We start from the raw sequence: 12,327 nt of genomic DNA, 5'->3' as shown, positions 1-12,327 counted from the left end.
ATGAAGTTGCTGGCATTGGAAACTGCAAATGAGCAGTGTTCTGTTTCATTCATCCATGATAATGAAGAACTCTATTTTCAATTGGATGAGCGAACCAAAGCACAAACCCAAACCATTTTGCCTTTAACTGAACAAGCCTTATTGCAAACTGGAACTGAGCTGGCCGATTTAACTGCGATTGCATTTAGCCGGGGTCCTGGTTCATTTAGCGGAGTACGCATTAATGCAGCGGTGGCACAGGCCCTCGCATGGTCTCAGGATTTACCTGTGATTCCTGTTTCTAGTTTACAGGCATTGGCGCAGGCGGCTTATCGTCTTAAGGGCTTAGCGCAAGTAACGGCGGTACTCGATGCACGTATGCAAGAAGTTTATATTGCGAATTTTAGTCTGGATGCACAGGGCATCATGCAGGCTATTGATGATGAGAAATTGTTGAATTATGAACAGGCTAGTGCCTATTGTAAATTTATAGCCATTGGCTCGGGTTCAGAATTAATTCAGCCCACCGAAATAAACTTAGAAGAGATTTCTGATCATCAATCCACAAATGTGAGTATCAAGGCAACGGCACAAGATATTGCTGCAATTGCTCGAGTTTATGCTGCACAACAAAAATGGGTGGATGCTGAACAGGCATTGCCAGTGTATTTACGTGATGATGCTTGGAAAAAAATTCCCGAACAAGGTAAATCGAATTAAGGTTAATTATGGATCTTTTATTGCTATTTAAAGCAGCAATTATGGGATTGGTGGAAGGGATTACCGAATTCCTCCCCATTTCGAGTACAGGGCACCTGATTTTAACAGGCCAGTTACTAGATTTCTGGACGGTTGAAAAACGAGATATGTTCGCGGTCGCAGTACAGATTGGTGCGATTGCTGCCGTAATTTATGAATATTGGGGTAAATTGTGGGGTGCACTCATTGGTGCGCTGACGGGGCAGGAACAAGGACGCCGTTTAAGTCTTAACTTGATTATTGCTTCAATCCCGATTGTGATTATTGGGCTGACCTTCGGTGATGTGGTCAAGGCTTATTTATTTAATGCGATTACAGTTGCGATTGCCTTGATTGTGGGTGGCTTTATTATTTTATGGGCGGAACGCCGTCCACATCAGATTGTTACGCAAGAAGTTGATGATCTGAGTTTTAAACAAGCTACTTTAATTGGTTTGATCCAGTGCTTGGCTTTATTTCCAGGAACGTCTCGTTCTGGTTCGACCATTATTGGCTCATTATTCTTAGGCGTATCACGTAAAGCAGCTGCAGAGTTTTCCTTCTTTTTAGGAATTCCAGTACTGATGGGTGCAGGCTTACTGGATATGTACAAGATGCGTCATGAGTTGCATAGCAATGACATGCTGGTATTAGGCGTTGGAATTATCGTTGCTTTTATTTCAGCATTGATAGTGATCCGTGCGTTGATCCGTTATGTGTCTAAACACGACTTCACTGCATTTGCTTATTATCGCATTATCTTTGGTTTATTTATTCTCGTGACATGGTGGACAGGTTGGGTGCATTGGTAATGCAGATGGGGTGTTGGTATGCAGCGGAATATGAACAGCCGTTTCAACAACTACAGAACCGTTTAGCTGCACTGAATGTGCAGCTCAATGGACAAGTGGTTGAAAAAATCAATGCCCGTTTTTTACGCTTGAATCCTGACATGGCACTGGTTCTTGACGAGGATGGTCTCAGCCTTGCCGCCAATGGGATGAAAATGCAGCCGGATTGGCGTGCAGAAATTGCTCGTCTGAAAAGAGCCAGCCTAAAATCTGAAATGATTGCACGCGCATGCCAGTTGGGGGAAAAACCAACGTTGATTGATGCGACCGCCGGTTTAGGCCATGACAGTTTACTCATGGCTTATTTAGGTGCTGATGTTCGTTTGGTTGAACGTCATCCAATCTTGTTTGTGCTATTGGAATATAGCAAAGCAAGTGCTGAACAAGATCCTTTTTTGCAAAGCTTTATGCAGCGGATAACGTTGATTTATGCGGACTCCAACACGTATTTACAGCAACTGGTTCAGCATGGTGAGCAAGTGGATGTGGTGTATTTAGATCCAATGTTCCCACAGCGTGATCAGAATCAGCAGGCTGCCAAGAAACAGGCACAAGTCAAAAAACAAATGCAATTATTGCATATGTTGTTGCCTGAAGATGGGGAAATGGATTTAGGTGATCAATTGCTACATTTAGCAACACAGATTGCGAAGCGTGTCATAGTGAAACGTCCACGTCACGCAGTCTATTTGGCAGATCAAATTCCAGATCATCAATGGTTAGGTGATGCCTGTCGTTTCGATGCTTACTTTCCAAAAGATTAAATTTAAATCGGAATTGAATGATTGTTTGGCTTGCGTCAATGCTCGGTAAAAATTTGTGATATAGTGCAAAAGCATGATTGCTAAAAAATTCTTGTCGAGCTTACACTACAGTCACGCATTGCGTCTTTTAGGAAAAGTACTGCGCATTCAATCATTAGAATGGCATATTTTCAGTTTAGGCTTGAAAAGAGAAACTCCCGAAGAATTTTATGATAGACCTCAAACCCTCCATTAATATCTGGCATGATTTTAAAAGTAACCAAATTGCTGGCATGTGGTTGTTTCTGGGGTCACGTCGTTCCTTGCAGGTCGTCCATCCCTCGATTACCCAACTCATTATCTGGGGTATTTTAGGTGGCTGTACTAACTCGCTTTATAGCTGGCTGGTTGCTGGACAGATGGGGGAGTTTAATACACAAGGCCTGATTGGTTATGCCCTTTGGCCATTTATTGCCTTGATTGTCGGTATTTTCCTGTCGCAACGCATGAATCAGCCACGCTTAATGCTAGTGCCAGCCTTGTTATGGCTGGTACTGGATACCAATATTCTGCTGTTGCAATGCATCATTCAATATCTTGGCTCAAACGGCTATCTCAATTTTATTCCTGACAGTATTTATAACGGTTTTTTACCGCCTTTATTTGTTGGGCTGTTTGTTTGGCAAAGTCTGGCAGTCATTTGGGTGTTTTCTCGCGCTTTAAACTGGCCATGGTGGGAACGTGCTTTGGTCTTTGTCGCCACCATTGCCACCATGGTAGTTTGGCAACTTTCAGTGAAAGATCAGCCAATCTGGAAAGTTGAAGAAACGCCACCAAGCTTTGCCGAAAATGCATTTTATGCACAAAGTCATTTGCTTGATAAAGCATTGAATCAGATTCAATATGGCGATATTGCCAAAAGTCACTGGTACTTTATGGGGGTCGCGGGCGATAGTTATGTGGATGTATTTAAGTCTGAAATCGAACGTATAAGAGAACAGTTCGATACGCGTTTTGGCACCTTTGGACGTTCTATTATGCTGATTAATAATCCAGCAACACGTTTGGACGTACCGATTGCATCTAAAACCAGTATGGAATTGGCTTTACGCCGTATTGGTCAACAAATGAATCGTGATAGTGATGTCTTGTTTCTTTACATGACTTCACATGGTGAGCGGAATCATTTTGAAATTGAAAATGCACCTTTGGATTTAGATCAAGTTGATCCTAAATGGTTGAGGGAAACACTGGATAAGTCGGGTATTCGCTGGCGTGTGATTGTGATTTCAGCCTGTTATTCAGGGAGTTTTATTCCTGCATTACAGTCACCAGATACTTTAATTATTACGGCCTCTGCGGCGGATAAAACCTCTTTTGGCTGTAACAACGAAGCGGATTATACTTATTTCGGTCGAGCATTTTTTGACTTGGCAATGCGCGAACAATATTCAATGAAAACCGCATTTGAGCAGGCCAAACAAACAGTGACCAAATGGGAAGTTGCGCAGGGGGTGGAACCTTCTGAGCCGCAGTGGGCAATTGGGAAAAATATGGAGTTGATGCTGCCACAGCTTGAACCCTATTTATTTCCAGCCCAGAATATCGCATCAACAGATATAACGAGAACACAGGGTGATGAACATGCAGCTACTGCAAAAAAACCGTTGTTTTGAGGGCGAGCAACGCATTTATCAACTTGAGTCTCGGCATCTTAAGGGAACAACTAAAGTCGGGGTATATTTACCACCCGCTGCTTTAGCAGGCAAGCCTTGTTCCGCTTTGTTTTATCTTGCGGGGCTGACCTGTACCGAAGACACTTTTGCCATCAAGGCACATGCACAACGGATGGCTGCTCGACTCAGCCTGATTTTGATTACGCCAGATACATCTCCACGCGGTGACGATGTTGCACAAGGTGATCATTGGGATATTGGGCAGGGGGCTGGTTTTTATCTCAATGCAACGCAACAGCCTTGGGCAGAGCATTATCAAATGGAGTCCTATCTGGTCGATGAACTCTATGCACAGGTCTTGCAACAATTGCCTGTGATCGAAAAGCAAATTGGTATTTTTGGACACTCGATGGGTGGGCATGGTGCATTGACTTTGGCTTTTAAATATCCAGAGCAATTTAAATCAGTTTCGGCCTTTGCCCCAATCTGTGCGCCCAGCATTTGCCCTTGGGGGGAAAAGGCATTTACACAATATTTAGGTGTGGATCAACAACAATGGCTTGCCCATGATGCGACGGCTTTGGTGCAGCAAAAAGGCAGTGTGTTCGATGAAATCTTAATTGATCAAGGTTTGGATGATCAGTTTTATGCGCAATTAAACCCTGAAAAATTTAAGCAAGCCTGTCTGGATGCAGGCCAACATCTGACTTTACGCCAACACAAAGGCTATGATCACGGCTATTATTTCATTCAAAGTTTTATCGACGATCATTTACAGTTTCATGCGATTCAGTTAGAGAAAAATTAAGAACCAAAAGGTTCTTAATTTTTTAGAGATTATAATTTTACTAACTCGACGCGTCTATTTTTTGCTTTACCTTCCTCTGAGTCATTCTTGGAAACGGGCTTGCTATCGCCAAAGCCTTGCGCTTTTAAACGAGATGGATCAATCCCCGCATCCGTCAATGCTTTGACGACCGTTTGTGCTCTTGCCTGAGAGAGTTTTAAGTTATGTGCGGATTCACCTGAGTTATCGGTATAGCCATTAATTGCAAGCTTGAGGGCGTCATCACTTTTCAACAAGTTCAGTATTTGCGTGATTTGTTCATCTGAGTTTGCTAACAGTGTAGCTTTGTCTGTTTCGAAGTTGATGTGTATATCCACTTTATTATATTGATCCAAGGCTGTTTTTAACTGACTTGCGGATAGGGGGCGTGCCGTTATGTCTATGGGGCGGGTTTCTAAGACCAATAGACCCGATGAATTTCCGCTTTGAGTGATTTGAAACCAGATATCTCGATCATTCTGATGAATCACATAGCTTTGTGTTGGATTATTATAAATATCACCTAAGCCCTCTACATACGATACCCCATATTTCTCTGAAAGTTGGGTGGCGAGTTCTGCCGGGATTTTACGGTCAGTGATTTTCTTCCCACCTAAGCGGGTAATAACGGCCTCTAAATTACGCTGTAACTCTAACAAGGAGGCCTGTTTGTTATTCTCTTCAGCATCGATTCGTCCATTAAAAAGCTTACCTTCAACTTTCTCTAGTCGATCCCCGACCCAGAACTCCATTTGAGCAAAGTTTTCAGTGGATTGATGAGCAAAATGATAGCCTTTAGGCAATTGAATAAATGGAAAATCTCCAAGTTCAATATTTGAAATCGGAATTTGATTGATGTTGAAGCTATCTGCTTTGGTCTGTGCTTTTGCTGATGGATGTTCTGTTGTCGCGGCACTTGTCTCGGCTGCCTCAGTTTTTTCTTGTTTTTTACTACAACCGATGATGGTTAGGCTGATGATTGTCGTTATTAAAATCACGGATGAAATTTTATTGTTCATATGTTTTCCCTAGTTAAGGCATACATGATATCCAAAACAAAATACGATTTTTAATTAACATAATTTAAGCTGACAGATCGAATTAGAAAATGATCTGCCAGCTGATTGAACACTTTTTCGGCGTTTAACTATGCTGCCATTCCGCTACAAATTCCTGTTGCGCCATACGATTTAAATGGTCAATCACGACCTGTTCCAGACGCGCTACATCTTCTTGTTGATTTTCAATCAGTACTGTTAAGTGTTGTTCCTGTGGCGTGAGCGTAACTGTCGCGGTTGGCATAAAAATTTTTGAATCTGTTTCAGTTTCCAAGACTTCAAACTTATGTTTCCAATGATTGACTAGACGTTTACTGATCCGTTTTCCTTCAGTCGTAGTGATATTGGTACTGCTATTCATATTGCTCTTCTATCCTAAAATTTCATTGAATAACATAGCAAAGCTAACAGGAGATAAAAACTGTCTAGATGCAACGTGGTGTTGCAAGGTTGCAATAATGACTTTGTAACAGACCTAAGCGGACTAAGTTTGCTATAATGCATGCATCATTTTTCTCAGAGTTTGCCAGGTCATCCATGTCCAAGCCTTATTTAATTGCACCTTCGATTTTATCTGCTGATTTTGCACGTTTAGGTGAAGATGTAGAAAAAGTGCTAGCTGCAGGTGCAGACGTTGTACATTTTGATGTGATGGATAACCACTATGTACCTAACCTGACTTTTGGTGCAGGGGTATGTAAGGCCCTGAAAAACTATGGTATCAAAGCGCCGATTGATGTGCATCTGATGGTATCTCCTGTTGATCGTATGATTGGCGATTTCTTGGATGCTGGTGCAGACATTATTACCTTCCATCCTGAAGCAACCGATCATATTGACCGTTCTTTGCAGTTGATTAAGGCTGGTGGTGCCAAGGCCGGTTTGGTTTTCAATCCAGCAACGCCGTTGCACTATCTTGATTATGTGCTGGATAAAGTCGATCAAATTTTATTGATGAGTGTTAACCCTGGTTTTGGCGGGCAAAAATTCATTCCAATGACGTTGGAAAAATTACGCCAAGCACGTCAGATTATTGATGCCAGTGGTCGCGATATCCGTTTAGAAGTCGATGGTGGTGTCGGGCCAGCCAATATTCGTGAAATTGCAGAGGCGGGTGCAGATATGTTTGTCGCAGGCTCAGCGATTTTTGGTCAACCTGACTATAAGACTGTAATTGATAAAATGCGTGCAGAACTGGCTCAAGTTGGTGCAACACAAGTTTAGTATTTTCATTCTATTATTCACATAAGCTTGTGGATAACTTTGTTTATAACTCGGTGGATAACCGTGTTGATAAGCAGGTGGATAAGATGTTGTTAAAATAAACAAAATGATTTCAGTTGTTTATATTCACAGCAAAACAATCAAAAAAGGACAGTTTTCTGTCCTTTTTTTGTGCATTAACTTATTCATTTTGCTTTATTTTTACTCGTGCTTATTCGTAGATCAGTTCGTTTGATAAAGCAGCAGTTTAGGGTGGGATGTCGCTGCAATTATCGAAATTCAAATACAAAGATGATTGTGCATCACTGTAAAAAAACTTATCCTAGCTAGGCTAAATTCTTTTTTGATCATTGAAACAAGGAACATGAAGTGCAACTTCTTAAGCGATACAAACGTCTGTGGTTTGTATTCCTGATGATATTTTTCATCGGGGGAAGTGGCGTGGCTGTGGCTGCTGTTCAAGCGATTCAATCCGATCAAAACAGCTCAGTTTCAATTCCAAGCATGGCTTGTCATGATCAGCAAATGATGGATCAACATCATCATATGCAATCGAAAACAGATTCATTGCGTTCAGCACAATGTCATGATGGGAAACTACATAACAATCAACATTGTCAGGACTGCAATAGTATCTCGCATTGTCAAAGCGTTAATCTGGCTTTGGATCCGCAGGGCCCAAGTTTAGGGGCTACACCTTTTTTAGAGCTGAATACCCGTACCAATACGGATTATCAAGCTCGACATCTTGCTGGCTACTGGCAAGAGATTCTACGCCCTCCTAAAGCCTAATCTGTCTTTACAGGCTCTTTCTGTCCATGAAAAGAGCAATTTGAAAAGTTAACAGATTAGGAAATTATCATGTCTTCAAAACTATACGCTGGCGTTGTTGCTAGCTTAAGTCTATTGTTTGCGCCTTATAGTCTGGCTGCAATTAAAGAATATCATCTGAACATTAATCAAGGGATGGTGAATGTCACGGGTAAGCCCGTCAAACGCATTACCGTAAACGGTAAATTTATCGCCCCGCTATTAGAGTTTGAAGAGGGTGATGAAGCGGTAATTCATGTGCATAACCAGCTTAAAAATCAAGATACTTCTTTGCATTGGCATGGACTGCTACTCCCAGGTTTGATGGATGGTGTGCCTGGTTTTAATGGCTTCCAAGGAATTAAGCCAAATGGCAGTTTTGAATATCGTTTTAAAGTACGTCAAAACGGCACCTATTGGTATCACGCACATAGCAAAGGACAGGAACAAGACGGTTTGTATGGCGCGTTGGTGATTTATCCAAAAGGCAAGCAACCTGTTGCTGCACATGAACAAGCAGAGCGTGACTACGTGGTGATGTTGTCGGATTTCCATGAAACGGAAAGTGACAAGATCATGGCGAATTTGAAAAAGTCTGCTGAATACTATCAAAACCATCGAGAAACACTGGGTGATGTCTGGAAACAGGTTAAAACGCAAGGTTTAAAAGCTACATGGCAAGACCGTTCCGCATGGAATCAGATGCGTATGGCCAAAACTGACATAGGAGATGTAGACGGCTATACCTTCTTGGTCAATGGTCAGACCCCACAGCAAAACTGGACCGGTGCTTTTAAAGCAGGAGAAAAAGTACGCCTGCGTTTTATTAACGCATCGGCAATGTCCTTCTTTGATGTACGTATTCCCAACTTAAAAATGACCGTGGTCAGTGCCGATGGTCAGCCAGTGAAACCTGTTCCTGTGGATGAATTCCGTATTGGAACAGCCGAAACTTATGATGTATTGGTTGAGCCGAAACAGGTCCATTATCAAATCGAAGCGGAGTCGATTGATCGTACGGGCTTTGCTATTGCGTCATTGCACAATGACATGACACCCAACACCCAAGCAGTTCAAATCCCTAAAGCGCGACCACGTGCCTTGTTGACCATGGAAGATATGGGCATGGATCACGGTGCACATGGTCAGATGGATATGAGCAAAATGAATCATGGTTCAGATCAGCCAATGAATATGGCTAAGATGGATCATAGCCAGCACCAGACGCCACAAGACCAAGCGAAAACCGCAACAACTTCGCAGCCAACGATGGATCATAGCGCACATGCTCAAATGGATATGAGCAATATGGATCATAGCCAGCATCAAGCAGCTACAACTAAGGACACATCAAATACGGATACCGTACAGGGCTGGGCCAATGCGGCAACGCCTACGGGGCATAAAGCCTTAAGTTATGCAGATTTGCAATCCTTAAATCCGCAGCCTGAAAGCTATAGTCGCCCAGCAGAACGTGAAGTGGTGATTCGTTTGGGCGGTACCATGGAGCGTTATATCTGGACCATTGATGGTAAGAAGTTTAGTGATCCTGACTTTAAGCCTTTAACCGTGCGTTATGGTGAACGTATCCGTCTTAAATTTGTCAATGACAGTATGATGGCGCATCCGATGCATTTACATGGCATGTTTATGCAGCTGGAAAATGGTCAGGCACCTCAAGATATGCCAAATAAACATACCTTGATTGTGCCGCCAGGCAAGACCGTTACGGCTTTATTGACTGCGGATGAAATCGGTGAATGGGCGATCCATTGTCATCTGTTGTATCACATGAGTGCAGGCATGATGAGTAAGTTAATTGTTGCCAATGTGGATGACAACAAAGCAGCACAAACAACACCAGTTCAATCATCTCAGGGAGCGAGCCATGCACATCACTAAGCAATCTTCCAAGATGAAACGATATACACAATTATTGGCGGTGGGCGGATTGGTTTCTTCTTTAAGTGCATTCACTTTTGCACATGAAGGACATGATCAAATGATGCAAATGGATATGCCGGCGCAGCAGAATATGCCCATGAGCGCTACCTCTGCGATGGATCATTTGCAACATCAAAGCTCAACTATTCCTCCACAGATGCCAAATAAAGATGAGCATGCGGGTCATTATAAGGAGCATGGTGGGCAAATCTATCAGGCGACACAGTTAGATACGCAATGGCTACTTGATGAGGATGGACAGGGCACACTCAAATCCAAGTTAAAAACTTGGGTGGGAACCGATGAAAATAAATTATTCATCCTTGCCGATTATGCCAAAGCCGAGTCAGAAAAATCGGAGCAAAGTCTGGCGGCGTTATATAGTCGAAACATTGCAGATTTCTGGGATGTACAAGCAGGGGTGAATTACCGATATAACCCTGACCGTGAAGTAGATAAGGAGCAATTTGAGGGTGTGGTCGGTTTACATGGCATGGCCCAGTATTTCTTTGAAACCGATGCGCATCTGTATATCGGACAAAATCAACAATGGCGCTTTGTGTTGGAAACAGAACGAGATCTGTTGTTGACGCAAAAATTGATTATGCAGCCTTATCTGGAAATGGAATGGGTACTGCGTGATGAATCCAAGTATGCGACTAAAACCGGTCTTGCCGATGCAGAAGTGGGGGTCAAAACCCGCTATGAAATCGTCAAGAACCGCGTCATGCCTTTTATTGATGTTGGCTATGCTTATAGTAACGGGCGTAAGCAGACCAATTGGCAAACGGCCAGTGACTCTAAAACGGGTTGGATCTATGGCGCCGGTCTGTCGCTAAAGTTCTGATATTTTGTTTAAAATGTCATTTTTTCGAGATACTGTTGGTTTATACTGACAGTATCTTTTTTGAGTCATTCATGGTGCATAAATGGCTTTAGAACAACAACACAATCCAATAATAGATAAAGCAAACCCGTCGACCAATTTACGCGAAAAAGTTACAGGTGTGTCGGCCTCTCAGCTTGAATTGATTCCTGCTGATGGCAGTATGCATGTCAGTTTTTACTATATTCCCCATATGAGCAGTGCTGTAGAAGTACTGCGTGTTAGAAAAGCATTACTGCCTTTTTCAGATCAATTGATTGAACACAGTATTGATTTAGAAGCGCGTCATTTAGCGCTTTATCATCAAGATGCCATTCCTGAGGTAACAGTAGCACTGCAAGGTTTGAATCTGGGGGCAGAATTACAGCAAACCATGCCGCATTATGAACCGATGGAACTGGCGACCTCTAAACAACATGTAGTTCAGAATAAATATGAGCAGCAAGATGAAAATGTCTTCAGTCTGATGCAGCAGTTTTTTTCAGCTGCTATCGAGCGATTTAAGCAATGGATAAGAGCTTTACGCAATAAACAGGATCAATAACATGCCAAGATGGATGTATGGCTTGCTGGTGATTGCACTCGGTTGGATGCTGTGGACAAAATGGATTAAGCCTACACCTGATATCAGTCAGATTAGTACCCAGCAAGGTGTGCAAGTTGTGGCATTAGAAAATTATGAAGGTTCATTTCGGGTATTGTCGAGAGAAGACTATAACTTGGGGCGTGAAGCTGAGTTTTCGCCGATGGATATCGCTGTTGGCTGGGGTGATATGGCCAATCCTCAGGTCTACAAACAGATTGATATTTCCCAAAGTAACCGTTGGTATCGTTGGTCCATTGATCACGAACCTCCAATCCCACTTCGGCAGATCGCAACCCATAGCGCCAATATGCATTTGGTGCCTGCCAATGCCGCGATTGCCTCACAAATGAAAAAAATTAAACAAGATGATTTGGTCTATTTAAAAGGGGCTCTGATTGAGATTCAGACCCAAGATGGCTGGCGTTGGAAGAGCTCCTTATCTCGAGAGGATACGGGTAATGGCGCATGTGAATTGATGCGGGTCGATCAGATTGTCTGGCAGTGATTCATTTCCATAGAAAGTTTTTTGTTTCAATATCTTAGTCGTTTTAGATACATAACAAATCACATAGTTTTCATGTTTTACAGTACACTGCTGCACCTAGGAGGACGACCTCCCTCGAAAAAATCACGTTGGGACGACCCGACACTCGATAAAGTTGAGCGTAATAAAATGGCATGGGCAATTTTAATTTTGGCAGGTATTTTTGAAGTCATTTGGGCATATTCCATGAAGATGTCTGAAGGGTTTACCAAGTTAACGCCAAGTATTGTGACCATTGTTTTCATGATTTTAAGTGTGGTATTACTTTCGATGTCGATGCGGACACTCCCGCTTGGCACGGCATATACCATTTGGACAGGTATTGGTGCGATTGGTTCGTTTATTGTGGGAATCATGGTCTTGAATGAACCAATGACCGCAATGCGGATGGTCGCGGCGGTATTGATCGTATCGGGTCTAATGTTAATGAAACTGTCATCAAATTAATGAGCTAAGGAGCGT

General features: G+C 42.6%; 14 protein-coding genes. 12 read left to right on the top strand and 2 right to left on the bottom strand.

The window, feature by feature from the left end; all coding sequences use genetic code 11:
- The 5 genes from tsaB (at position 1) to fghA (ending at position 4,795) form a co-directional block, all read left to right on the top strand.
- A complete protein-coding gene (gene tsaB / locus NQU59_RS18460) occupies positions 1-699 on the top strand; it encodes a tRNA (adenosine(37)-N6)-threonylcarbamoyltransferase complex dimerization subunit type 1 TsaB (RefSeq protein ID WP_005239545.1) in 699 nt (232 codons plus the stop codon).
- Between the two features lie 8 nt (positions 700-707).
- Positions 708-1,529: an undecaprenyl-diphosphate phosphatase gene (locus tag NQU59_RS18455; protein ID WP_005239543.1), complete on the top strand. Its 822-nt coding sequence runs from the start codon at positions 708-710 to the stop codon at positions 1,527-1,529.
- Complete coding sequence (locus NQU59_RS18450; RefSeq protein WP_043970852.1) at positions 1,529-2,332, top strand: class I SAM-dependent methyltransferase; 804 nt, start codon at positions 1,529-1,531, stop codon at positions 2,330-2,332. The genes NQU59_RS18455 and NQU59_RS18450 overlap by 1 nt, the downstream gene beginning before the upstream one ends.
- A 209-nt stretch (positions 2,333-2,541) precedes the next feature.
- Positions 2,542-3,987 (top strand): C13 family peptidase, encoded by a 1,446-nt coding sequence (locus tag NQU59_RS18445; protein ID WP_005239541.1) that lies wholly within the window; start codon positions 2,542-2,544, stop codon positions 3,985-3,987.
- On the top strand, positions 3,956-4,795 hold the full coding sequence (gene fghA, locus NQU59_RS18440) for an S-formylglutathione hydrolase (RefSeq protein ID WP_257064414.1): 840 nt from the start codon (positions 3,956-3,958) through the stop codon (positions 4,793-4,795). Before NQU59_RS18445 ends, fghA begins: the two co-directional genes overlap by 32 nt.
- 29 nt (positions 4,796-4,824) lie before the next feature.
- Here the strand turns inward: fghA and NQU59_RS18435 are convergent, their stop codons facing one another.
- Positions 4,825-5,832, bottom strand: coding sequence for an OmpA family protein (locus tag NQU59_RS18435; RefSeq protein WP_005239539.1), 1,008 nt, complete (start codon positions 5,830-5,832; stop codon positions 4,825-4,827).
- 124 nt (positions 5,833-5,956) lie between these two features.
- On the bottom strand, positions 5,957-6,232 hold the full coding sequence (locus NQU59_RS18430; protein WP_005239538.1) for a DUF2218 domain-containing protein: 276 nt from the start codon (positions 6,230-6,232) through the stop codon (positions 5,957-5,959).
- Positions 6,233-6,408: 176 nt separating this feature from the next.
- Here NQU59_RS18430 and rpe point away from each other — a divergent pair, with 176 nt between their 5' ends.
- The 7 genes from rpe to NQU59_RS18395 all read left to right on the top strand — a co-directional run bounded on the left by rpe (position 6,409) and on the right by NQU59_RS18395 (position 12,312).
- Entirely contained in the window at positions 6,409-7,095 is a 687-nt protein-coding gene (gene rpe / locus NQU59_RS18425) for a ribulose-phosphate 3-epimerase (RefSeq protein WP_257064413.1), read from the top strand.
- Positions 7,096-7,464: 369 nt separating this feature from the next.
- Positions 7,465-7,887 carry a hypothetical protein gene (locus NQU59_RS18420; RefSeq protein WP_257064412.1) on the top strand — a complete coding sequence of 141 codons (423 nt, stop codon included), beginning with the start codon at positions 7,465-7,467 and terminating at the stop codon, positions 7,885-7,887.
- Positions 7,888-7,956: 69 nt separating this feature from the next.
- On the top strand, positions 7,957-9,807 hold the full coding sequence (locus NQU59_RS18415) for a copper resistance system multicopper oxidase (protein WP_257064410.1): 1,851 nt from the start codon (positions 7,957-7,959) through the stop codon (positions 9,805-9,807).
- Positions 9,794-10,696 carry a copper resistance protein B gene (locus tag NQU59_RS18410; RefSeq protein ID WP_257064409.1) on the top strand — a complete coding sequence of 301 codons (903 nt, stop codon included), beginning with the start codon at positions 9,794-9,796 and terminating at the stop codon, positions 10,694-10,696. Before NQU59_RS18415 ends, NQU59_RS18410 begins: the two co-directional genes overlap by 14 nt.
- An 82-nt stretch (positions 10,697-10,778) precedes the next feature.
- Positions 10,779-11,279: a cobalt transporter gene (locus tag NQU59_RS18405; protein ID WP_257064407.1), complete on the top strand. Its 501-nt coding sequence runs from the start codon at positions 10,779-10,781 to the stop codon at positions 11,277-11,279.
- 1 nt (position 11,280) lies between these two features.
- Positions 11,281-11,826 carry a hypothetical protein gene (locus NQU59_RS18400; protein WP_257064405.1) on the top strand — a complete coding sequence of 182 codons (546 nt, stop codon included), beginning with the start codon at positions 11,281-11,283 and terminating at the stop codon, positions 11,824-11,826.
- Between the two features lie 168 nt (positions 11,827-11,994).
- The gene (locus NQU59_RS18395; protein WP_005272952.1) at positions 11,995-12,312 is read left to right on the top strand and encodes a DMT family transporter; all 318 of its coding nucleotides are present in this window, start codon (positions 11,995-11,997) and stop codon (positions 12,310-12,312) included.
- The last annotated feature ends 15 nt before the right edge of the window (positions 12,313-12,327 follow it).

Origin of the sequence: Acinetobacter colistiniresistens (assembly GCF_024582815.1) — a bacterium.
Taxonomy (GTDB): domain Bacteria; phylum Pseudomonadota; class Gammaproteobacteria; order Pseudomonadales; family Moraxellaceae; genus Acinetobacter.
Note: the sequence above shows the minus strand (reverse complement) of the source record. Positions and strands in the feature narration are given on the sequence as shown.